Raw genomic sequence first — 21,865 nt, 5'->3', positions numbered from 1 at the left:
CTCTCCCCCAGCCCCTCTCCCGCACGCGGGCGAGGGGGTTTTGGCCAAGACCACCGTTTTTTCTCCCTCTCCCGCATGCGGGAAAGGGTTGGGGAGAGGGTTTAAGACTCAGGCATCTGCCAGCATTTCGGCCGCATGCTTGCGCGTGGTTTCGGTGATATCGACACCACCCAGCATGCGGGCAATTTCCTCGATGCGCTCGCCCGCATCCAGTACGCGGATGGTACTGGCCACGCCCTGGGCATCCTGCGCCTTGCTGACCTGCAGATGATGGCTGCCGCGCGCTGCCACTTGCGGCAAATGGGTAATGCACAATACCTGGCGGCTGCTGCCAAGTTCGGCCAGCATGCGACCGATGATTTCCGCCACGCGCCCGCCGATACCGACATCGACCTCATCGAAGATCATGGTTGGCGCACCGGATATCTGGCTGGTAATCACCTGCAACGCCAGGCTGATGCGCGACAATTCCCCACCCGAAGCGATTTTTGCCATGGATCGGGCCGGGGCAGCCGCATGATTGGCGACACGAAATTCCACCTGTTCCAGCCCATGGGCAGCCGGCTTTTCCAGCGCCAGCAGGGCAATTTCAAAGCGGCTGCCGGCCAGCGCCAGTTGCTGCAATTCCTGCGTCACCGCTTCTGCCAGTTTGTCCGCTGCGCGCTGCCGCTGTTGCGAGAGGGAATCGGCAAGCTGGCGATAGGCTTTTTCTGCCTTGGCCACGTTCTTGCGCAGTGCCTCCACACCCTGGCTGCCACCCAGCTCGGCCAGACGCGCCTGCCAGCTGGCGAGTTTTTCCGGCAGCAGCTCAGGTTCGACACGGTATTTGCGCGCCATGCGAAATACCGCATCAAGTCGGGTTTCCACGTCCTGCAAACGTTCCGGGTCCAGCTCCAGGCGGTCGGCATAGTGGCGCAGGGCATGCACGGTTTCGGACAACTGCGCCTCGGCGCCGGCCAGCAGTTCCTGCGCCTCGTTCACGCCGGCATCGTAATCGGCCAGCTCGGCCAGACGCGAGCTCACGCCACCGATCCAGCCCTGGCAATTCTCGTCGCCATCGGCCAGCACGGTGAGTGCGGCCTGCACGCCTTCGATCAGGCTGGCGGCATGGTTGAGGCGCTTGTGCTCGGCCTGCAATTCCGGCCACTCGGCAGCGGTGAAGCCCAGGGCAGCCACTTCATCGACCTGCCATTGCAAACGCTCGCGCTCGGCTTCGAACGCTTGCGCATTGGATTCGGCAGCCGCCAGCTCATCTGCCTGCCGGCGCCAATCGCGATAAGCATCGGCCACCTCACGCGCCAGCGGAAGGGTTGCGGCGTAACTATCGAGCAGGCTGCGCTGGGCATCGGTTTTCAGCAGGGATTGGTGCTCGTGCTGACCGTGGATTTCGACCAGCATTTCACCCAGCTCTTTCAGTTGCGCCAGGGTTGCCTGCGCGCCATTGATCCACGCGCGCGATTTGCCGCTGCCGTCGATCACCCGGCGCAGCAGCAAGGTTTCCGCGTCATCGCCGGCGAGCTCGTTATCGGCCAGCCAACCCTGTGCACCCGACAAGCCGCTCAAGGCAAACGTAGCCTGCAATTCGGCCTTGTCCGCGCCATGGCGCACCACGCCAGCATCGGCGCGATCACCGAGCAGCAAGCCAAGCGCGTCGATCAGGATGGATTTGCCGGCGCCGGTTTCGCCGGTGAGAACCGTCAGCCCGTGCTGGAATTCGAGTTCCAGCTCACGGACGATCACGAAATTACGCAGAGCAAGCGTCAGCAACATAGGCGGGAAGAATCAGACGAATTGTTCACCCCAGCGCAGTTTTTCGCGCAGGGTATCGTAGTAGTGATAATTATGCGGATGCAGGATGCGCAGCGTATTGCGGAAGCGGCGCACCATCAGGCGGTCACGTTCCTGCAGGCGGCAATCGTACTGGTTGTCGTAATAGGCGTGCACATCATGCGCCTTGGTCAGCAAGAGTTCGACCATGCTGGTATCGGTAACCACGATAGGGCGATTGGAGAGCGATTGCGGGCAGATCGGCACCAGTGCAATCGCCGGCAGGCTCGGATGCAGGATCGGCCCGCCTGAAGCCAGCGCATAGGCAGTGGAACCCGTGGGCGTGGAAGCGATCAAACCATCACCGCGTTGACTGCACACGAAATTGCCATCGATGAACAGCTCGAAATCAATCATCGCCCCGGTATTGCCCCTGCACATCACCACATCGTTGAAAGCGAGCTGGCGGTCGATTTCCTTGCCATCGCGCACCACCACCGATTCGAGCATGATGCGGTCTTCCGGCGTGAATTCGCCATGCAGGATATCGGTGACCTGCTGTTCCATCGCTGTCATGGCGATATCGGTCAGGAAACCCAGCCGCCCGAGATTCACGCCAATCAGCGGCACATGGTATGGCGCGCACAGGCGTGCGGCACCGAGCATCACGCCATCGCCACCGAGCGAAATCACCAGATCAGCGAGCTTGCCGACATTTTCCCGGCTGACCGATTGGTGTTGCACCAATTCATGCTCGCCGGCGGTCTGCTCCTCGATCAGCACGCGCACACCGTGCGCAGGCAGCATTTCCACCAGGCGCATGATCGGATCCTTCAGCGTTGGCGTGGAAGGGCGGCCGATCAGGACGATGGTTTTGAAGAGACTGTTCATATCGGATAATCTGCGATGGTGGTGGAACGCATTAAACACACAACCCGCGCTAAAATCCAGCCTGAATACGCGACAACCGGAGACAATCGCATGCGCCGCTCTGCCATGCCGAACGATCGAGCCCAGATCCTGCTGAAAACGCTGATCGAGCGCTATATTGCCGACGGCCAGCCCGTTGGCTCGAAAACCCTGTCGCAATACTCCGGCCTGGATGTCAGCCCGGCCACGATCCGCAATGTCATGGCCGAACTGGAAGATCTGGGCTTTGTGACCAGCCCGCACACGTCCGCCGGCCGCATCCCGACCGTGCGCGGATATCGCCTGTTTGTCGATTCGCTGCTGGCGGTGCAACCGCTGCAAAAACTGGAAATCCGCGAGATCGAGGAACACCTGCCGGTGGATAGCCCGCAGCGCACCATCGCTGCTGCCTCGCAGCTGCTATCGCAGCTCACGCACTTTGCCGGCGTGGTGATGTCACCCAAGCGCCACGAGATCACGCTCAAGCACATTGAATTCCTGCAGCTTTCCGACAAGCGCGTGCTGCTGATTCTGGTGACTGGCGATGGCGATGTGCAGAACCGCATCATCCAGACCGAGCGCCAGTTCGGCCAGAACGAGCTGCTCGAAGCCAGCAACTTCCTCAACCAGCACTGCGCCGGCAAAACACTTATCAGCCTGGTGCAGCTGGTGCAAAGCGAGCTCATTCGCCTGAAAAGCGATATCGTCGGCCTGATGAATGCCGCCGTGGCGGTTTCCCACAGCATCACCAACGAGGTAGACAATGTGGTCATCGCCGGCGAGCATCACTTGCTCGATATCGGTGATCTTTCTTCCAATGTCACGCGCATGAAGCAGCTGTTTGCACTGTTCGAGCAGAAAACCTCGCTGTTGCAACTGCTGGAACTGGGCAACCGTGCCCAGGGCGTACAGATCTATATCGGCCAGGAATCCGGCATCGCCCCGCTGGACGAATGCTCGGTCATCGCCGCGCCCTATCAGGTCAACGGCGCAGTCGTCGGCACGCTGGGCGTGATCGGCCCGACCCGCATGGCCTACGACCGCGTGATCCCGATCGTCGACATTACCGCGCGCCTGCTATCGAGCGCGCTCTCACAATAAACGGATTCCCATGCTGAAAAAAACGCTTGCCACCCTGGCGCTGGCACTGACCGGCCTGTTCGCCCATGCCGACGAAGCCCTGATCGCCCGGCCGGAAGTACGCGATTACCTGAACGTGATCGCGACCGAACATGGTTTTGACGAGACACAGCTCGTTGAGATCTTCAGCAAAATCGAGCCCAAACCGCATATCCTGCAGATCTTCGATCGGCCCTCCACCAGCCGGCCCTGGCACGAATTCCGTGGCAACTATATCGACCCGCGCCGGATCAATGCCGGCGCTGCCTTCTGGCTGGCCAACGAAAAGGTACTGGACGAAATCAGCCAGGCTTATCAGGTCGACCCGGCCATCATTGTGTCCATTCTGAATGTCGAAACGATGTACGGCCGCAATACCGGCAGTTTTCGCGTGCTCGACGTGCTGGCCACCACCGCATTCGATTACCCGCGCCGGGCGGAATTCTTCCGCAAGGAGCTGACCGAATTCCTGCTCTTGGCGCGCGATGAAAAGCAGGATCCGCTCTCGTTCAGGGGTTCCTATGCCGGTGCCATGGGCTGGCCGCAGTTCATGCCGTCATCGTTTCGCGCCTATGCGGTGGACTGGGATGGCGATGGGCGCCACGATATCTGGAATACGCCGGCCGATGCGATGGCCAGCGTAGCCAGCTATATGGCGCTGCACGGCTGGCAGGCGGGGGGCGACACCATGCTGCCGGTAACGGTCGAAGGCAAGGAAATCGACGGGCTGGTCGCCGACAAATTCAATCTGCATTACAGCGTGGCCGAACTGATGGCAAAAGGCGTCAGCCTGAGCGGCAGCATCGATACTGCGCAGCCGGCCATCCTGTTCCCGCTGGAAATGGCACCGGGCGATACCCGCTATTTCCTTGGCTTCAAGAATTTCTACGCCATCACGCGTTACAACAAGAGCACGCTCTATGCCACGGCGGTGCTGGAACTGGCCGAAGCGATCCGCACCGCCAAGGCCAATGGCCCGATCGAACCCGCCAAACCGGCCGCACCCACCCAGGCCCAGGCCAAAAAGAAAGCCAGCAAAAAAGTGGCAGCCAAACACACGACGAAGAAAAAGAACCGTTGATGTGCAGGCTCGGCTTTCGTAGGTCGGGTTTTAACCCGACACAATGATCCGTGCTGTCGGGTTAAAACCCGACCTACGGCGTCCCGGCAAGTTGGCGGGCTTGCGTAAAAACAATCGAACATCGACAGCACCTGGTGTCATCAAATTGTAGTGATTGATGGCTATCCTGCACGCATCCCAAACGGGATGACTCTGACAGGGCTGAGTCCGAGAGCCTTGTACCAATTCACGCAAAGCCCTGCTGCATGCAGCAGGGCTTTTTCACGTCCAGCAAACTTCCTATCATTTCAATCCGCAGGAACTTTTCCATCCTCCCGGCCTCCCATTTGCTTCGCGCAAACGCCTGGGCAGGCACGCCACGAGCCACGGGGTCTCGACCAACGTCTGCCATGTGCCGCCATACCTTCGGTGCCCATGCGTTGTTTTCTGGATCTTTCCGCGACAATCCCGCGGTAATGGAATTGCTTCAACCAATGAAACGTCTGCTTCTATCCCCGCCATTCATCCTTTCGGTTCTTGTTGCCGCCGTATTGCTCGGCGGATACCTGTGGTCCTCCCATGCCAGACATGCACAACCGGCAAAAAATGCGCTGGCAACGCCACAACCTGCGCCACTGGAAACCACGACGCTGGAAATCCGCAAACATGACACCATCGTGTCCTCGCTGCTGAAAAATGACATTCCGTCGACAATCGCCCATGAAATCGTCAGCGCCCTGCGCAAGGCCGGCGCAAATCTGCGCAAGATCCGCCCCGGCGATACGCTTGAACTGGCGCATGCGCCGGATGGGCAACTGGTGAATCTGGCCTATGCCGCCAGCCCCTGGGTACGTTATGAAGTCAGCCATAACGATGGCGGCTGGCAATCGGACCGGATCGAGATCGAACCGGAAGTGCGCATCGAAGTGCGTCAGGGGGAAGTGAAGGATTCGCTGTGGAGTGCGATCGAAGCGAGCAATATCTCGCCGCAAAGCCTGCTGGATTTCGTACGGATCTTTGAATCCGACTTTGATTTCACGGCGGATACGCAAACGGGCGACCGTTTCCGCCTGCTGATCGAAACACGCTATGCCAACGGTGAAGCCGTGGAACAAGGCCGCATTCTGGCCGCGCAGTACCTGAGCGATGGCCGGACCCTGACCGCGATCGGGTTCCCGGACAAGGATAAATTCGCCTACTACGATCCGGATGGACAATCGCTCAACAAGCTGTTCCTGCGCTCACCGCTGGAATTCTCGCGCATCAGTTCGGGCTTCACTTACCGACGCCCGCACCCGGTACTCGGCGGCGTGCGCCCGCATCTAGCCATCGACTATGCTGCGCCAACCGGCACGCCGGTCTGGGCCGTGGCCGACGGCGTGGTCGAATTTGCCGGTCGCAAGGGCGGCAACGGCATCCAGGTATTGCTCAGGCATCGCGGCGGCTACAAAACCTACTACAACCACCTGTCACGCATTGCCAGCGGCCTGCGCAGCGGTAGCAGCGTGAACCAGAAGCAGATCATCGGTTATGTCGGCTCAACCGGCATTTCCACCGGCCCGCATCTGGATTATCGCGTGTCGCACAACGATACATTCGTCAATCCGCTGGGTGAGAAATTCCTGCCTGGCAAATCGATCGATCCGGCGCAACGCACCGCCTTCACGCAACACGCCCAGAAAATGCTGGCGCGCTTGCAGCAGGAAGCACCGCTTCTGCAAACCACGCAGAACCAGACTCAACGCAGCAGCACATAGACAATCCCCACACCGGCGGCTGCGCTGGCCAGCAAAGGCAAGGCCACGCGCAGCCCGACTTCCCGGCCACCGATCATGGTGGCCATGGTGGCCTTGGCCAGGCTGTTGACTGCCGCCGCCAGTACGATACCGGTCGTGGCGATCTTCACATCCAGATCAATCGAGCTCATGCGCGCCAGCGACAAGGTGGCGGCATCGGCATCGGCAATACCCGATACCCCGGCCAGCACCAGTACGCCGGCTTCACCGAACCAATCACGCAACGCCCGCCCCAGCAGCAGCACCAATGCCAGCAAGCTGGCAAAAAACAGTGCGAACTTGAGTTCCAGCGGGTTTTTGAGCATGGCGGTGTTTTTTGCCTCGATCCCGGACTGCTGGTGCCAGTACAACAAGGCCGGCACATAAATCAGCAATGCCATGACAATGATCGGCAGCAGCAAGGGTTTGAGCAGTTGCGGATTCAGCAATGTCGAGATCAGCAGCAGGCGTGGCAGCATGGTTCCGCATGCCAGCAGGATACCCAGGCCAAGTACCGGCGCCATTTCGGGCATGGCACGCGACATGCGGGAGAAATGCAAGGTCAGAGCGGTTGACGAGGCCAGGCCACCGAAAATGCCGGTAAAGACCGTTCCGCGCCGCGCGCCGCCGATCTTGACGGCGAAATAGCCAACGAAAGAAATAGTGGCGATCAGCACGACCATCCACCAGATCGCGTAGGGATTGAGCGCGCCCCATGGGCCGTATCGCTGATTGGGAAGAATCGGTAGCAGGACTACCGAAATCAGCAGCAGTTTCATGCCGGCCTGCAACTCGCCGGCCTCCAACGCGCCGACCAAACTATGCAGCTCGGTCTTGTAGGTCAGCAAGATAGCCATGACCACGCCGAAGGCACCGGCAACCGCCACCTCCCCCACCCCCGCCAATGCACCAAGTACAAAAGTCAACATGGCGCTGACCAGGCCGGTAATGCCGACATCGTTGTCACGGCGCAGATTGACCACATAGACTACAGTCATGGCCGCTGCTACGCCGATAAAGCCAAGTCCCAATGCCAGCGCTCCAAAGTGATGGGCCAGGAGCGCCAGTGTGCCGCCCAAGAGGCCGATCAGGCCATAGGTCCGCACACCGGCAATGCGCTTGCCTTCCTCGGCCGTGCGCTCCTTCCAGCCACGCTCCACCCCGATCAACAGCCCGATCGCCAGCGCAGCACCCAGGTGATAGAAGACTTTTTGCTCTTCGGTCATGATGATGCCCCTTTGGTCGAATCGGACACGACGGCCGGTACAGTTTCAGCCTAGATCGTGCGGGCATCGGCTGCCAAATCACGAATCGGCGTTACGCGCGCCCGGCCGACCAGGCACTACCCGCCGAGGCCGCAATGATGAAGGCAATGGCCAGTATCTGCAGGGCGGTGAGGTTTTCCGCCAGCACCAGCCAGCCGGCCAGCGCACCGACTGCCGGCTCCAGACTCAGAAAAATGCTGAAAGTCTGTTTGGGCAAATGGCGTAGCGCATACATCTCCAGGCTATACGGAATGGCGCTCGACAATAGCGCGACGGCCAGCCCGGACAACAGCAGGTGGCTATCGAACAAGGCGCCACCCGCCTGGCTGAGCCCGACCGGTACCACCACAACTGCTGCAGCCAGCAGACCCATGGGTGTTGCCCAATGGCCATAACGATGCGATACGCGCTGGCCAAAGATGATGTACAGCGCCCAGCACACGCCTGCAGCCAGGGCCAGCGCCATGCCGGTCAGGTCCAGCGCCATCGTCTGGCCAGCACCGGACAAGGGCAGCAGCAGGCCCAGCCCGACCACGGCGAAGCCGATCCAGAGCAGATCGCTCACCTTGCGCGAGCCCCAGATCGCCACAGCCAGCGGGCCGGTGAATTCAATGGCAATCGCAATCCCGAACGGAATCGTCTTGAGGGCGCTGTAAAAACACAGGTTCATCACCCCGAGCGTCACCCCGTAGAGGCCCAGTGGCAACATGTCCTGCCAAATCCAGCGCTGGCGCCAGGGACGCCACAGCGCCATCAGCATCAGCATGGCAAATACGATTCGGTAGGTGGTGGTGCCTTCCGGCCCCACTGCCGGAAACAGGCTTTTGGCAAAGGAGGTGCCCACGCACAGGGAAACCAGTGATCCCATCAATGCTGCGACAGGTTTAAACGGAAAACTCAAAGCAGATCTTTCAAGCCGGTTGGCGACAAAACAGCATTCTATCGGATATGCCCGATGCGGCTTGCAATGCAGTCAGATTGCCTACAATACGGATGAGATGCGTAGTTATTCATAATTCACTACAACAAGCCTGGGAGAAGAATGATGACCCCGAGTTCGGTTCACGCCATCCGTAATTTGAGTCTGCTTGGTCATGCCGGCTGTGGCAAAACCACGCTGGTGGAAACACTGCTGGCCGCCGCGGGTGAAATCGGCGCCGCCGGTAGTGTCGAGCGCGGCGATACCGTTTCCGATTACGACCCGCAGGAAAAAACCCTGGGGCATTCGCTGCATGCCACCCTCGTACACCTGGAATGGGCCGGGCACTGGATCAACCTGCTCGATACCCCGGGGCTACCGGATCTGGCCGGCCGGGCGCTGACCACCTTGCCGGCAGTCGAAACCGCCGCCATCGTGATCAGTGCGGCAGCCGGCGTGGAAAGCGGCGCCCGGCGCATGATGAACGCGGCCAAAGGCAAATGCCGCATGCTGATCGTCAACAAGATCGATGCCGCCAATGTCGATTTCGCCGCATTGATGCAAAGCATCCGCGCCGAATTCGGCCGCGAATGCCTGCCCATCAACCTGCCTGCGGCCACCCAGGACAAGGTGATCGACTGTTTCTTCGCGCCGGATATGCACACCGCCACGGCATTTTCCGATGTGCAGACCGCGCACGATGCCATCATCGACCAGATCGTGGAACTCGATGAGGACATGATGGCGCTTTACCTGGAACAGGGCGAAGCGCTCGATCCCGAGCAATTGCATGCGCCGTTTGAGCAGGCGCTGCGCGAGGGTCATCTGATTCCAGTCTGCTTTGTTTCTGCTCGCACGGGTGCGGGCATTCGCGAACTGCTGGATATTCTGGGCAAGCTCGCCCCCGATCCGACCGAGGGCAATCCGCCGGTTTTCCTCAAGGGCGAAGGCGCCAGCGCCGCACCGGTCGAAGTGGTGCTTGATCCGGACAGGCATGTCGTCGGCCATGTCTTCCAGGTTGCCAACGATCCTTACCGTGGCAAGCTGGGGCTGTTCCGCATCCATCAGGGAACGGTGACACCCAGTTCCCAGCTCTATATCGGCGATGGACGCAAGCCGTTCAAGGTGGCCCATCTCTTGCGCCTGCAGGGGCGCAATACCACGGAAACGGCCATTGGCGTGCCCGGAGACCTGTGCGCGGTGGCACGCGTCGAGGAAATCCAGCGCGACGCGGTGCTGCATGATTCGCATGAAGAAGACTATTACCACCTGCAGCCACAGGCCTATCCGCAGCCGGTATACGGTCTGGCCCTGATCACGAAGAAGCCTGCAGACGAGCAGAAATTAGCCGAAGCGCTGGCCAGGCTGAGCGATGAAGACCCCTGCCTGCAAGTCAGCTATGACCCGCGCGGGCGGCGCACCGTGGTGCGCGGCTTGGGTGAACAGCACCTGAAGATCGTGCTGGAAGAACTGGCCACGCGCTGGAATCTGCAGCTCGATACCGCAGCGCCCACCATTCCGTACCACGAAACCATTACCTTGGTGGCCGAAGCGCGCTACCGGCACAAAAAGCAGAGTGGTGGTGCCGGCCAGTTCGGCGAGGTAGCGCTGCGGGTCGAACCGCTTGAGCGCGGCAAGGGGCTGGAACTGGGTGATGAAGTCAAGGGTGGTGCCATTCCATCGAACTTCATGCCGGCGGTGGAAAAAGGTATTCGCCAGGCCCTGATAGAAGGTGCCTACGCCGGTTTTCCGGTGCATGACCTGCGCGTCGTCATCACCGACGGCAAGCACCATGCCGTGGATTCCAACGAAGTCTCATTTTCCACTGCCGCACGGCATGCCCTGATCGAAGCGATTCTGGCGGCCCGGCCGCAAGTGCTGGAACCCATGCTGGATTTGCAGGTCAAGGTCGCCGACAGCCTGTTTGGCGAAGTCAGCGGCGAACTCTCGGCCCGGCGCGGCCGGCTCACCAGTACCGACAGCCCATGCGCAGGTTCGATGATCATTTCCGCCAAAGTGCCCATGTCGGAAATGGATGGCTTCGAGAGCCGGCTCAAGGCCATTTGCGCCGGCGAGAGTGAATTCGTGATGGAAGCCGGCGGTTATGAACCTGCCCCGAACGAAGTTCAGACCGAACTGGCACGCAACTACACACACGCGGGCAGTGAGGGCTGAAATCGTATGCAATATTGACTGGCGCCCTTCAGAACCAGGTTCACACTGAATGCGCCAGATGGCATGGAGCAAGCACTTGCCTGCAACACTGACCGGATACGGAAATCAAGGGCTATCGTGGCGGGATGCACATCTGATCAATGGAAAATCATGGCATCCCGCCCAGCTACCCGAATGCACGCACGCAGTAATGCCACCGATGCCCGCGGCAGAGGCGGCAATTTGGCCAGATACACTCGATTCTTCTGGCCAGCCAACGCGCTTGGGCTGTGGGATCTTCTGCGTTAGAGACCAGCACAATAGACCCGTTCTCCTGCACATAACCCAACATTGAATCACCCCAATCCTGGCTGGTCAGCACCAATACGCCATCACCTGTAACCGTATAGGTACCCGTCAAATCAGCCGAGGGCGTACCGCCATCAGCCGAAACGCGGATTGTCGCCAAAGAAACCCAATAAGTACCGTCGCGTTTCAGTATCAGAATATCCTTGGCGCTGCGCCCTTGGAATGGGTCATCCAGATCGCCATCAGCCGTAATGCCGTAACGCCCCTCAACCGTCGAAAAAGAAATGTCTGTCATGACGCGTGCCCGAATTTTCCATCACGTCATTATCCCTAAAACCTCTGGCAGACGTGATGCAAAGCGGGTGTTCATCTTCCAAAAACCGCAGGATCTTGCAGAGCAAGCCCTCGATTTTCCGGAAAAGAAGCGGCGAACAGATCAGCGCATCCCCGGATATCGATAGCCGGGTGGCGGCGGGGGCGGATACAGCAGCGGCGCGGAATCCGTGGTGTAACCCTGCCCTGGTTCGGTAACGAAGTGTCCGGAAACCGGTACGCGATGCCCCTTGGCATACATGCATTGCAGATAGGCATGATCATAGCGGCGCTGTGCTTCGTAGGCCGAATAGCGAGATTCATCCGCCCCGGCTGCAGTGCCCATGACCAGGCCGGTGGCGGCCCCCACGCCAGCGCCCCGACTGCCACCTGCTGCAGCACCGACTGCAGCACCCAGAACCGTACCCACGGTGGCGCTGCGTACCATGCTCTCGTCGGCGGCTTCCCTGGCGGTAACGCCGCCCAATTGTGCTTTGGCATACTGGCGACAATTCACGTCATCAGCCCGAAACTGATCAAAATTCTTGCCGGTTCCTGGCAGCGCCATGGCGCTGGGGCCGGACGGTACCACGGCACAGGCGCCCAGCAGCAAGGGCAGGATCAGCGCCGCCCGTTTCAGATTTGTTCGCATACTCCACCCCCTTCTACCGCGATGATGGCGGCGTCGGCTCTACCGGTTGCCAACCGCCCGGACATTCCCGCACATACGGATAAAAGCCTTCCGGCTTGTCGCAGTGATACCAATAGAACGGCGGTCCAGCATCCTCTGGCTGCTCAGCCTGATCTGGCGCACCCCGCTCGATGTATACCGGCGGTGAAGCGGGCGCCATCATCAGTGGTGGGTAATACGGATTATAGGGATACGGATAATAGGGATAGGGGTAAACCCAACGCAGAGTCGGCCCGCCCAGGTAAACGCCTACGCCAACATGACCACGCACGCGATCAGCCCCTGCCGGCGAACTCAGCATCAGCCCGGCCAATAACATCACGCCCAGATAGGATTTGATCTTGTTCATGCGACCTCCTCGCCGACGGCATGCTGCAGTACGCAGCGCTTTGTACCTGCCCTGTTTTATGTCTATGCCGTTTTCCCAGGAGGGATAACGGCAAATCCGCTTATCCGGCGCCAAATGGTCACGGCAACATCAGCACTCTGCCCGCCCATCCACATGCCTGATGCAATCCCGGCGGAAATATTCCATATTGAAACAAGGGGTAACCCGGACCAACAACGCTGCACAACTTGCAAACCAGAAACCGGATCAAGGAGAACACATCATGGAACTTGCCATTCACAGCGTGACCTGCACCAGCCAGTGCGATGAGGCCCTCGCCCTCATGAGCCAGATCAACCGACAGATCGCCAGCAATGGCGACAATCTGAGCCAGGAACGCACGCAAGCCGCACTCGATACCCTGGCCAATCCGGAATTACAGGCGCGCTATGGATTCAAGATCATCCGTGCGGGATTCAATATGGAACACGATGAATAGGCGGACCGATCTTGCCACTACGTTCTCTGGAATTCGCCAAGCTCTGGCACCACGTATACCTGTCGGCGCTCGACAAGGTTCACATCGATCAGGCCGATGCCTGTGCCCATCTGGATGCAGACCTGATTGCGGATGCTGGCGCCTGCAAGCTCGGCCGCTGGCTGAGGCTGATGCCAGACCACATCAAACGAATGCCTGCGTTCTCGCAACTGGATGCAGCGCATAACCGCTTTCATCAGCTTGCCAGCGAACATGTGCTCGCCTGCCAGCGTCAGCACGCACAGCAGACCAACCGTATGCTGAGCGACGAGCTGAAGGCCTGTTCGCAAGCGATTGATCAGGCACTCGATGCGCTTGCCGCCGAGCTTCCTCCGCTGGATCGCGTTTCATGAAGCCTGCCCTGCAGGAACTTATATCCTGCTGACACTGCCTGATATAACTGAAAATCCACAAGGAATATCCGGCATGAAATGCATCAATCGCCTGTCGCTCGTTTTCATTGGCATGCTGGTACTGTCATTCGGTCTCAGCCTGGCCGATGCGGTGCGGACGGACGATGGGCTTGAAAATCAGAGCTGGCGCACGGCCCCGCGACATTCGGCCGGTATCGCACCTGATCCGGTCGCTGCGGCCAATACCGCCATCGTTCAGGTCTATGCCGCACCCACCTACGGCTGGCGCGGCCTGTTTGCCGTGCATCCATGGATCATTTACAAGAAAGCGGGCAGCACCAGCTTTACCCGTTATGACGTGGTGGGCTGGCGTAGCCCGGATGTCGTGCAGCGCGACTATGCGCTGCCGGACGGGCTTTGGTACGGCGCAATGCCACAGTTGCTGGTCGATCATCGCGGCCAAGGCGTTGATGCCATGATCGACCAGATCGAGCACGCCATCAGCACCTACCCGTATGCGCATGTCTACCGTAGTTATCCCGGCCCCAACAGCAACACCTTCCTGGCACACATCGGGCGCGAGGTGCCCGGCTTGCAGCTCGATTTGCCCGCGAATGCCATCGGCAAGGACTACCGCCCGCTGGGCCAACCGCTGGGGATGTCACCGTCCGGCCATGGCCTGCAGGCATCACTGCTGGGTTTGCTCGGGCTAAGTATCGGACTGGAGGAAGGTATCGAATTCAACTTGCTCGGCCTGAATTTTGGTCTCGATTTCAACCGCCCCGGCCTGCGCCTGCCCTTTATCGGACGGGTTGGCGTTGAGGATGCCACCGTCACCCAGCGCTGAAAGGCTCTTCGAAAAATTCCAACGTTGTCGCCGAACGGAGCGCGGTGAACACTTTGAAACTCAGGTTCAGTGGCCCAATCCGCCGGCCTTGGCGATACGCACCAGATCCAGCAGGGAAGTCGCACCGGTCTTTTCCATGATGTGCGCCTTGTGGATTTCAACGGTGCGGTGGCTGATACCGAGCTGGCGCGCAATTTCCTTGTTGGGCATGGCCTCGACTGCCAGCATCAGCACTTCGCGCTCGCGCTCGGTCAGGCCGGCCAGGCATTGCCCGGCGTGATGATTTTCCTGGGCTTGCGCAAACAGCTTTTCGCTTTCCTTCAGCGCCGCCCGGATACTGACGAGCAGATGTGCAGCACTGATTGGCTTGGTCAGAAAATCGGCCGCACCGGACTTGATCGCCTGCACGCTCATCGGAATCGTGCCATGGCCGGTCAGCAGGATCACCGGCAGCAGCACGCCTTTTCTGGCCAGTGTTGTCTGCAACTGCAGCCCATCCATGCCCGACATGCGCACGTCCACAATGGCGCAACTGCGCGCAACGGGCTGCACGGACGCCAGGAATGCTTCCGCGCTGTCAAAGGCCTGTACCGTGAAATCTTCCTGTTCGAGCAGGAGCGTCAGCGCATCCCGCACGGCAGCATCGTCATCCACGATGTAGATAGTGGCTTGTGCGTTCATGATGCAAAGGGTAAAGCGATATGAAATGTTGCGCCAGGGCTGCTGTTTACCTCAGCCCATAACTGTCCGCCATTGGCCTCGATCAGCGCCCGGCTGATCGCCAGGCCCAGGCCAAGACCTTCCGATTTGGTGCTGAAAAACGGATCGAAAATCCGGTGTGCGGTTTCCGTATCAAGACCGGGGCCGCAATCCTGCACCGTAATCTGCGCCATGTTGCTCTCTGCGGCTGTCTTGACCTTGATGGTGATGGACGGAACCGGCACGCCCGCGCCATGCATGGCTTCGATTCCATTATGGAACAGGTTTACCAGCACTTTCTGCAGTTGCAAGCGATTCACCTGTACCAGCGGCATATCGGGTTCCAGTTCCACTTCAGTACGGAAACGCCCAAAGCGGTTGTCCTGGGCGATGGCCAGTGCGCCATGGATGATCTCGTGGATATCGACAGCTTCTACATCCACCCGGTTCTGGTGCAGGAAATTCAGCAGTTCATTCAGCGTTTGCCCGGCCCGCTGCGATTGCGCCATGGCGCCTTCCAGTGCGCGCGACAGTTTTTCCGGTTTCTGCACACCTTGCTGCAACATGCGCAATGCCGCTTCGCTATAGGCAGAAATCGCCACCAGCGGCTGGTTGAGTTCATGCGCGATGGCCGCAGCAGTCTGCGCGGCGATCTGCTGATTGACGAAGCTTTCCATCTCGTGACGTTGGGCTTCGATTTCCTTCTCCAGATGCTTCTGCGCCGTTATATCCTGGGCAACACCGATGGCGCGAATCGGAATGCCATTCTCGAAAAACACTTGGCCATTCGCCCGCAGGAAACGTACTGTGCCATCTACAGCATGAACAACACGAAACTCCCGTACAAACTTGCCATCACTGGCAGGATCATAGGCACGATCTATCGACACAAGTACGGAGTTGCGATCTGCTGGATGCACCCCCTCGAGCAATTGCGCTACCGACAAGGATTCTGTCGTTCCAACACCCCAGAATTCGTGAATCCGTTCATCACCCACCAAAGTACGCTTGATCAGGTCATGATCGTACAGTCCTAGTCCGGCAGCATTTCTCGCCAACTGGAAGCGGGCTTCACTGGAACGCAATTGCTCCATGGCATGCTTCAGTTCGGTCACATCAGATTTGATGCCGATGTAATGCGTGATCTGGCCATCGATCTGGCGCAGCGGGGCAATGGTGGCGTCTTCGATGAATTCGCGGCCATCCTTGGTACGGTTGATGAACTCGCCGCGCCAGACCTGCCCGGCGCTAAGCGTAGCCCACAGCGCGTCATACGTTTGCGGTGGGGTTCGGCCCGATTTCAACACGCGCGGATTCTGGTTGAGCACTTCATCGGATTGGTAGCCGGAAACCTGGCAGAAAGCCGGGTTGACATACTGGATACGCCCCTGCAGATCGGTAATCACGACGCTGACCGGGCTTTGCATCACCGCCTGCGACAATTTGCGCAATTCCGTATCAGCTTGTTTGCGCGCAGTAATGTTTTCGATGATGCAGATGAATTCACCGGGGGCTGGCCGGTAGACTGCAAAAGCAAACCAGCGATCCGTGGTTGAAAAATAGTGTTCCCAACGCATGGCGACGCCGCTCTGCACCACATCGGCAAAGGCCCGCAGCGAATCCGGATTGGCTTGCGCATAGCCCGGCACCACCTCGCAGATTCTGCGTCCGGCTACATTTTGCAGCCCGGTTACCCGCTCGAACGATGGATTCACCGTGATGAATTCGTAATCGACCGGCTTGTCTCCCTCGAAGATCAAGCGGCAATGGGCATAGCCATCCAGCATGTTCTCGAACAGCGACAGGAAACGGTCTTCGCTGGTCTGCCGTTCGCGATTGATGCGTTCGCGCTCGGCCAGCACGATGGCCAAGGCCATGCCGATCAGCGTCAGGATGGTGGTATGTGCCCAGAAATTGAATATCTGTGTGCTTGAAAGTGAATAGCCGTACGTGCCAATCCCCAGCGCCGCGCCGATCAACGCCTGCACCGAGGTCAGCAACATCACCAGCTGCACGCCAAACAAGCCAAAGCGAATGGCCGCCCAGCATACCAGCGGATACAACCAATAGCCGCGATTGATGAAGGTGAAGGTGTCGCGGAACCAGTCGAGGAAAACAATCTGCCCGACCAGAAAAGCCACACCCAGCAGCAGCCCCATCTCCAGGCTGCGCACCACCCGCAGGCGAGACGGTGTTCGCCATGACAGAATCAGCGGAGTCATGATCAGGATGCCGACCAGATCGGCCATCCACCACAGCACGAATTCGATAAAAGCCAGATGCAGCGCCACATTGCCCAGCAGCAACAGCACGCACAAGCCGGCCGCAGCACCGATGGCCGTGCTCAGCGTGCCGGCCAGCCAGGTCAAGCGGTACAGATCCGACAAGGAGGCAAGCGAGCAATCAAAGGTACGCTGACGGTTCAGCAACCACGACCCGAGCAGCACTTCCAGGGTTCTTACCAGCGAAACCGTAATGGCCATATCCACGGCCTGGCCAGACCATACCCCGCCCAGCAAAGCGCCCAGGAAGATGGCTGGCCAGAATTTTTTTCCACCGAGCAGCAGCAAGGCCAGCGCCAGGCCGGTTCCGGGCCAGAAGATCGTCAGGAGTGAATGCGTTGCATACAGGTTGAGAATGGTCTTCTCAAGCAGGGCATAGACAAGCGCTGTCGATCCCAGCCAGAAGAGGTCCATCTTGCGATAGGGCCACGTTGTGTTCATGCGTCAACCCAAAAACTGTTCAAAGGGAAATATATATGGCAAGCAAGCAGGAAAACCATCCCTTGTGCATACATCCAAATTTGGCATTCGACATTTATGCATTCTCACTATAGCCCGGCCATACGTGTCCGCACGTATTCCCAGCAGGCACGGCACTGCCTAAATTTCTCAGGAAAGCTTGGTCGTAAGCAATAGCGATATAGGTACACATTTTTTCGCATGGGATACGGCATGGCTGCGTTTCACGTCATTGGACTTCCAGAGGAGCACGCCACAAATAAAAAAGGGAGGCTGCTTTGACCAGCAAGCGGCCATGGCACAAAAACAACCTATCAGGAGGGCAGGCCAATCATGAATGATCAGACCGAAAGGCTGGATGACGAATATCTCGAAGACGACAGCGAGATCGAACTGGACGAAACCAGCGCTGATGAGGATAGGGATGGTGACGCCTCGCTGCCGGAAGCAGACTTCTCCTACACCGGCGATTCAACCGGTGATGTCACGCAGATCTACCTCAACGAAATCGGCATGAGTGCGCTGCTCAAGCCCGAAGAAGAACGCACCCTGGCGCGCCGGGTTGTTCAGGGAGACTTCGCGGCCAGACAGGAAATGATCGAGCGCAATCTGCGTCTGGTCGTCAATATTGCCAAGCATTACCTGAATCGCGGCCTGACCCTGCTCGACCTGATCGAGGAAGGCAATATCGGCCTGATCCATGCGCTGGAGAAATTCGATCCGGAACGTGGTTTCCGTTTTTCCACCTACGCCACCTGGTGGATTCGCCAGAGCATCGAGCGTGCGATCATGAACCAGTCGCGCACCATCCGCCTGCCGGTGCATGTGGTGAAGGAACTGAACGTTTATCTGCGCACGCAACGCCATCTGGAAATCACCTCGGGCGCGGAACCTTCGCTGGAAGATATCGCGCATTTCCTGGGCAAGGATGCCGAAGATGTGCGCCGGGTCATGCACCTGAACGAGCGCATGGCATCACTGGATGCGCCGCTGGATATCGACCCCATGCTGACCATCGGCGAATCGATTCCGGATGAACAGTGCGAAGCACCGGAAATCACCTTGCAAAATGCCGAGATCGAACGCTATGTCCATGAATGGACCCGCCAGCTCAACGATAAGCAGCGTACCGTGATCGAGCACCGTTATGGCCTGAACGGCTATGAAGTCAGCACGCTGGAAGACCTGGCAGCCAACCTGAACCTGACCCGCGAACGCGTGCGCCAGATCCAGATCGAAGCACTGGATCAATTGCGCCGCATCCTGCGCCGCTACGGCGTGACCCGCGATGTGATGTATTGAGCCGCAACTGCTGTAGCCAAGTAGTAACCCAAACGGCCCGACGTAAGATCGGGCCGTTTTTTCCTCTCACCACCCCTCTCCCGCGTGCGGGCGAGGACGCAAAGTCGGTGGATATCCAAGCACTCCCCTCGCCCGCCAGGAGCTAGGCTCTGTTGACATTTGATTAATTTTTACGCGGCCGGGGTATTTTGCTCCAGTACAAGGCATTTCCCAGGCCGCGGTACGGGTACCGCAAGTGGGAAATAACGCCGTAATGGAGCAAAAGACCCCGCCGCCCGAAGGGCAAGTCCGCCAATCTTGCCAAATGCTTTGTCGCCAATGCTCGCAATACACCAGTATTGCTTGCGCTTGGCTTCTCGCCCCGGCAAGTTGGCGGGCTTGCGTAAAAAACAATCAAACGTCAACAGAGCCTAGGGGAGGCATTGCTTCGCAAACAGGGCCTACTGTGCAACCGGAACGATCAGCACTTCGACCCGCCGGTTACGCGCACGTCCATCGGCCGTGGCATTGTCCGCCACCGGCCGCGTCAGGCCATAACCAACCGCCTCGACCCGGTTAGGCGCCACGCCACGCTGGATCAGGTAACTGCGCACGCTCTGCGCGCGGTTTTCCGAAAGGGTCTGGTTATACGTGGCGGTTCCCACTGAATCGGTATGCCCCTCCACCCGTACCACGGTTCCCGGATACTGGTTGATGCTGCCGGCCAGCTGATCCAGCACCGGCATGAATTCGGTGCGGACATCCGAGCGATTGGTCGCAAACGTGATATTGGAAGGTGCCTGCAGGCGCAAGGTGTCGCCTTCACGCTGCACTTCCACACCGGTGCCTTCCATCGAACGGCGTAATTCCGCTTCCTGCTTGTCCATCTGGTTGCCGACAACACCACCGACGGTAGCTCCGATCAACGCGCCCAGTACCGCGCCCTTGGTGCGATCACCACTGCCCGCCACGATGCCGCCCAGCAATGCGCCGGAACCGGCCCCGATGGTGGCACCGGTGGCCGCCTTGCGATGCTCGCCGGTATAGGGGTTGGTTTCACAGCCGGTGAGAACCACTGCGGTGATTGATGCAAGAAGAATGGCTAGTTTCATGTTTGTACTCCTTCTGAAGGATGCGTTTTTTTGAACCCGTTCTCAGGCGAGATTCTTCTGTTTAGAACCGTGCAGAGAAATTCAGTGCCAGAAATTGGGGATTGGGCTGCCGAAAGGCCAAGTTCTGAATACTGGGCACTTCGAAAAACTTCGAGTTCTAAGCGAGACAAGGCGCGAAAGAAAAATTGCGACGCAGCATATATCTGATACGTAAGGAGCAATTTTTCTTGAGCAACGCAGTATCGCGACGAAATCGGAGTTTTTCGCGGTGCCCTGCCGCAAATCAGCTGTTTGCCTCAATAGCCATGAGCAATGCCTGTTTGACTGGTCATACTCAAAATACACAGTGCCTATTTTCGTCGTCTCCCAGCATTGCTCGTGTGATCCACTTCACATGCTGCGGCAGGCCTCACAGCCACATGTCATCCGCCCTGATAGGCTGCGCGTTAATACGACCAGCAGCACATTCATGCTGCGTAACACACACCTGGGTTGCTCAAAACATTTCGAGGTGCCCGAAGGAGGAACCGCCATGAAAACCCTAACCACCAAAACCCTGCTCAGCAGCATGTGCGCGGCCCTGTCACTGCTGTTTGCCCCTGCGCCTCCGGCACGGGCGGATATTGATGTCAGCATCGGCATCAATCTCGGTTTCCATGTACCGATCTACCCCAGGTTGGCGCTGATTCGCGGCTATCCGGTGTATTACGCACCGAATCTGCACCTTAACTACTTCTTCTATGATGGCTGGTACTGGGTATTCCACAACGATCACTGGTACGTCAGCGGCTGGTACAACGGCCCTTGGCGTTGGGTTGAACCCGAATACGTACCATGGTTTGTCCTGCGCATTCCGGTGCGTTACTACCGCCGCCCACCCACCTACTTTTACGGTTGGCGCCCCGATGCTCCACCGCGCTGGGGTGATCGCTGGGGACGGGATTGGGAAGATCGCCATCGCGATTGGGATCGCTGGGATCGGCGCTATGCACCGCGCCCGGCCCCGCTGCCCGATTACCAGCGCAACTACTCCGGCAAGCGCTACCCTGGTGACGTGCAAAGGCAGGAGCGGATCCGCTCAGACCGATATCGCTATCAGCCACGCGATGACACGCCGCGCCAGTTCAGACCGGAAAGGCAGGAATCCCCACGCCAGGAACGGCCCGATGAATGGCGACGCCCGGCGCAACCGGTGCCACAGTCCATGCCGCGCCCACAACCGCAACGCGACGATCGGCCCGGCATGGATGATCGCGATCGCATGAACGCTCCGCAACCACGCGGACCGATGCCGCAAGTCGTACCTGACGAGCCACGGCGGCAACGTGACGATCGGCCTGGTGCTGATAACCGGGAACGTCTGAACGCCCCGCAACCACGCGGACCGATGCCACAAGTCGTACCCGGCGAGCCACGCGGGCAATCGGCACCACGCATCGAACAGCGTGAACGCGAGCGCGAACGTGCGGACATGCCGGCGCAGCGCCGCCCACCGGAAACCCTGCCACAACGGGAGCGCAGCCAGCGGCAGGAGGAATGGCGCGAGCAGCGTCGCCCGGATGACGAACCACGCCGGCGCGATTAGCGATCAGGCCTGTGTAGATATGCGCGTCATACCAACGAAGGCCGGTATCCATTCATGCTGAAGGTGAAACAAGGGGATGGCCCAGCCATCCCCTTGTTTGT

At 59.1% G+C, this 21,865-nt stretch carries 19 protein-coding genes; 9 read left to right on the top strand and 10 right to left on the bottom strand.

Translation table 11 applies throughout. The features are described from left to right. Nucleotides 1-108 precede the first annotated feature (108 nt). Together recN and AC0KVQ_RS03425 are read right to left on the bottom strand one after the other, a co-directional pair. The gene (gene recN / locus AC0KVQ_RS03430; RefSeq protein ID WP_473419720.1) at nucleotides 109-1,770 is read right to left on the bottom strand and encodes a DNA repair protein RecN; all 1,662 of its coding nucleotides are present in this window, start codon (nucleotides 1,768-1,770) and stop codon (nucleotides 109-111) included. Nucleotides 1,771-1,782: 12 nt separating this feature from the next. Then, entirely contained in the window at nucleotides 1,783-2,658 is an 876-nt protein-coding gene (locus tag AC0KVQ_RS03425; RefSeq protein WP_473419719.1) for an NAD(+) kinase, read from the bottom strand. A 90-nt stretch (nucleotides 2,659-2,748) separates the two neighbouring features. On the opposite strand from AC0KVQ_RS03425, the gene hrcA reads away from it, so the two are divergent. The 3 genes from hrcA (at nucleotide 2,749) to AC0KVQ_RS03410 (ending at nucleotide 6,612) form a co-directional block, all read left to right on the top strand. Continuing rightward, nucleotides 2,749-3,777 (top strand): heat-inducible transcriptional repressor HrcA, encoded by a 1,029-nt coding sequence (gene hrcA, locus AC0KVQ_RS03420; protein WP_473419718.1) that lies wholly within the window; start codon nucleotides 2,749-2,751, stop codon nucleotides 3,775-3,777. 10 nt (nucleotides 3,778-3,787) lie between these two features. After that, nucleotides 3,788-4,876 carry a lytic murein transglycosylase B gene (gene mltB, locus AC0KVQ_RS03415; protein ID WP_473419717.1) on the top strand — a complete coding sequence of 363 codons (1,089 nt, stop codon included), beginning with the start codon at nucleotides 3,788-3,790 and terminating at the stop codon, nucleotides 4,874-4,876. 473 nt (nucleotides 4,877-5,349) lie between these two features. Then, nucleotides 5,350-6,612 (top strand): peptidoglycan DD-metalloendopeptidase family protein, encoded by a 1,263-nt coding sequence (locus AC0KVQ_RS03410; RefSeq protein ID WP_473419716.1) that lies wholly within the window; start codon nucleotides 5,350-5,352, stop codon nucleotides 6,610-6,612. Here AC0KVQ_RS03410 and AC0KVQ_RS03405 read toward each other — a convergent pair. Then, entirely contained in the window at nucleotides 6,594-7,856 is a 1,263-nt protein-coding gene (locus AC0KVQ_RS03405; protein ID WP_473419715.1) for an MgtC/SapB family protein, read from the bottom strand. The two genes, AC0KVQ_RS03410 and AC0KVQ_RS03405, sit on opposite strands and share 19 nt — an antisense overlap. Nucleotides 7,857-7,947: 91 nt before the next feature. Then, the gene (locus tag AC0KVQ_RS03400; protein WP_473419714.1) at nucleotides 7,948-8,763 is read right to left on the bottom strand and encodes an EamA family transporter; all 816 of its coding nucleotides are present in this window, start codon (nucleotides 8,761-8,763) and stop codon (nucleotides 7,948-7,950) included. A gap of 174 nt (nucleotides 8,764-8,937) precedes the next feature. Between AC0KVQ_RS03400 and fusA the strand changes: the two genes are divergently transcribed. After that, nucleotides 8,938-10,989 carry an elongation factor G gene (fusA, locus tag AC0KVQ_RS03395; RefSeq protein ID WP_473419713.1) on the top strand — a complete coding sequence of 684 codons (2,052 nt, stop codon included), beginning with the start codon at nucleotides 8,938-8,940 and terminating at the stop codon, nucleotides 10,987-10,989. Between the two features lie 166 nt (nucleotides 10,990-11,155). Here fusA and AC0KVQ_RS03390 read toward each other — a convergent pair whose 3' ends face one another. The 3 genes from AC0KVQ_RS03390 to AC0KVQ_RS03380 all read right to left on the bottom strand — a co-directional run bounded on the left by AC0KVQ_RS03390 (nucleotide 11,156) and on the right by AC0KVQ_RS03380 (nucleotide 12,629). Continuing rightward, entirely contained in the window at nucleotides 11,156-11,572 is a 417-nt protein-coding gene (locus tag AC0KVQ_RS03390; protein WP_473419712.1) for a hypothetical protein, read from the bottom strand. Nucleotides 11,573-11,713: 141 nt separating this feature from the next. Beyond that, nucleotides 11,714-12,241: a YMGG-like glycine zipper-containing protein gene (locus AC0KVQ_RS03385; RefSeq protein WP_473419711.1), complete on the bottom strand. Its 528-nt coding sequence runs from the start codon at nucleotides 12,239-12,241 to the stop codon at nucleotides 11,714-11,716. Nucleotides 12,242-12,254: 13 nt separating this feature from the next. Then, nucleotides 12,255-12,629 carry a hypothetical protein gene (locus tag AC0KVQ_RS03380; RefSeq protein WP_473419710.1) on the bottom strand — a complete coding sequence of 125 codons (375 nt, stop codon included), beginning with the start codon at nucleotides 12,627-12,629 and terminating at the stop codon, nucleotides 12,255-12,257. A gap of 262 nt (nucleotides 12,630-12,891) precedes the next feature. Between AC0KVQ_RS03380 and AC0KVQ_RS03375 the strand changes: the two genes are divergently transcribed. The 3 genes from AC0KVQ_RS03375 to AC0KVQ_RS03365 all read left to right on the top strand — a co-directional run bounded on the left by AC0KVQ_RS03375 (nucleotide 12,892) and on the right by AC0KVQ_RS03365 (nucleotide 14,346). Further along, entirely contained in the window at nucleotides 12,892-13,107 is a 216-nt protein-coding gene (locus AC0KVQ_RS03375) for a hypothetical protein (RefSeq protein WP_473419709.1), read from the top strand. Nucleotides 13,108-13,118: 11 nt separating this feature from the next. After that, nucleotides 13,119-13,499 (top strand): CZB domain-containing protein, encoded by a 381-nt coding sequence (locus tag AC0KVQ_RS03370; RefSeq protein ID WP_473419708.1) that lies wholly within the window; start codon nucleotides 13,119-13,121, stop codon nucleotides 13,497-13,499. 73 nt (nucleotides 13,500-13,572) lie between these two features. Then, nucleotides 13,573-14,346: a DUF3750 domain-containing protein gene (locus AC0KVQ_RS03365; RefSeq protein ID WP_473419707.1), complete on the top strand. Its 774-nt coding sequence runs from the start codon at nucleotides 13,573-13,575 to the stop codon at nucleotides 14,344-14,346. Nucleotides 14,347-14,412: 66 nt separating this feature from the next. On the opposite strand, the gene AC0KVQ_RS03360 is transcribed toward AC0KVQ_RS03365, so the two are convergent. Further along, the gene (locus AC0KVQ_RS03360) at nucleotides 14,413-15,027 is read right to left on the bottom strand and encodes a response regulator transcription factor (protein WP_473419706.1); all 615 of its coding nucleotides are present in this window, start codon (nucleotides 15,025-15,027) and stop codon (nucleotides 14,413-14,415) included. Further along, nucleotides 15,024-17,768 (bottom strand): PAS domain S-box protein, encoded by a 2,745-nt coding sequence (locus tag AC0KVQ_RS03355; RefSeq protein ID WP_473419705.1) that lies wholly within the window; start codon nucleotides 17,766-17,768, stop codon nucleotides 15,024-15,026. Before AC0KVQ_RS03355 ends, AC0KVQ_RS03360 begins: the two co-directional genes overlap by 4 nt. A gap of 351 nt (nucleotides 17,769-18,119) precedes the next feature. On the opposite strand from AC0KVQ_RS03355, the gene rpoS reads away from it, so the two are divergent. Next, entirely contained in the window at nucleotides 18,120-19,088 is a 969-nt protein-coding gene (gene rpoS, locus AC0KVQ_RS03350; protein WP_473419704.1) for an RNA polymerase sigma factor RpoS, read from the top strand. Between the two features lie 440 nt (nucleotides 19,089-19,528). Here the strand turns inward: rpoS and AC0KVQ_RS03345 are convergent, their stop codons facing one another. Next, a complete protein-coding gene (locus AC0KVQ_RS03345) occupies nucleotides 19,529-20,179 on the bottom strand; it encodes a YiaD family glycine zipper/OmpA-like lipoprotein (RefSeq protein WP_473419703.1) in 651 nt (216 codons plus the stop codon). Nucleotides 20,180-20,711: 532 nt separating this feature from the next. Here AC0KVQ_RS03345 and AC0KVQ_RS03340 point away from each other — a divergent pair. Further along, nucleotides 20,712-21,764, top strand: a complete 1,053-nt coding sequence (locus tag AC0KVQ_RS03340; RefSeq protein ID WP_473419702.1) for a hypothetical protein — start codon at nucleotides 20,712-20,714, stop codon at nucleotides 21,762-21,764. The last annotated feature ends 101 nt before the right edge of the window (nucleotides 21,765-21,865 follow it).

Source organism: Formivibrio sp. oc-25 (assembly GCF_055810895.1).
The sequence above is the reverse complement of the archived record's forward strand: the minus strand, read 5'-3'. Positions and strand labels throughout refer to the sequence as shown.

Coding starts and splice junctions, on each gene's coding strand:
- AC0KVQ_RS03365 (WP_473419707.1), top strand. CDS start 13,573: ATGAAATGCATCAATCGCCTGTCGCTCGTTTTCATTGGCATGCTGGTA.
- AC0KVQ_RS03355 (WP_473419705.1), bottom strand. CDS start 17,768: ATGAACACAACGTGGCCCTATCGCAAGATGGACCTCTTCTGGCTGGGA.
- AC0KVQ_RS03340 (WP_473419702.1), top strand. CDS start 20,712: ATGAAAACCCTAACCACCAAAACCCTGCTCAGCAGCATGTGCGCGGCC.
- fusA (WP_473419713.1), top strand. CDS start 8,938: ATGATGACCCCGAGTTCGGTTCACGCCATCCGTAATTTGAGTCTGCTT.
- recN (WP_473419720.1), bottom strand. CDS start 1,770: ATGTTGCTGACGCTTGCTCTGCGTAATTTCGTGATCGTCCGTGAGCTG.
- hrcA (WP_473419718.1), top strand. CDS start 2,749: ATGCGCCGCTCTGCCATGCCGAACGATCGAGCCCAGATCCTGCTGAAA.
- AC0KVQ_RS03345 (WP_473419703.1), bottom strand. CDS start 20,179: ATGAAACTAGCCATTCTTCTTGCATCAATCACCGCAGTGGTTCTCACC.
- AC0KVQ_RS03385 (WP_473419711.1), bottom strand. CDS start 12,241: ATGCGAACAAATCTGAAACGGGCGGCGCTGATCCTGCCCTTGCTGCTG.
- AC0KVQ_RS03375 (WP_473419709.1), top strand. CDS start 12,892: ATGGAACTTGCCATTCACAGCGTGACCTGCACCAGCCAGTGCGATGAG.
- AC0KVQ_RS03400 (WP_473419714.1), bottom strand. CDS start 8,763: ATGGGATCACTGGTTTCCCTGTGCGTGGGCACCTCCTTTGCCAAAAGC.
- rpoS (WP_473419704.1), top strand. CDS start 18,120: ATGAATGATCAGACCGAAAGGCTGGATGACGAATATCTCGAAGACGAC.
- AC0KVQ_RS03390 (WP_473419712.1), bottom strand. CDS start 11,572: ATGACAGACATTTCTTTTTCGACGGTTGAGGGGCGTTACGGCATTACG.
- AC0KVQ_RS03425 (WP_473419719.1), bottom strand. CDS start 2,658: ATGAACAGTCTCTTCAAAACCATCGTCCTGATCGGCCGCCCTTCCACG.
- AC0KVQ_RS03360 (WP_473419706.1), bottom strand. CDS start 15,027: ATGAACGCACAAGCCACTATCTACATCGTGGATGACGATGCTGCCGTG.
- AC0KVQ_RS03405 (WP_473419715.1), bottom strand. CDS start 7,856: ATGACCGAAGAGCAAAAAGTCTTCTATCACCTGGGTGCTGCGCTGGCG.
- AC0KVQ_RS03410 (WP_473419716.1), top strand. CDS start 5,350: ATGAAACGTCTGCTTCTATCCCCGCCATTCATCCTTTCGGTTCTTGTT.
- AC0KVQ_RS03380 (WP_473419710.1), bottom strand. CDS start 12,629: ATGAACAAGATCAAATCCTATCTGGGCGTGATGTTATTGGCCGGGCTG.
- mltB (WP_473419717.1), top strand. CDS start 3,788: ATGCTGAAAAAAACGCTTGCCACCCTGGCGCTGGCACTGACCGGCCTG.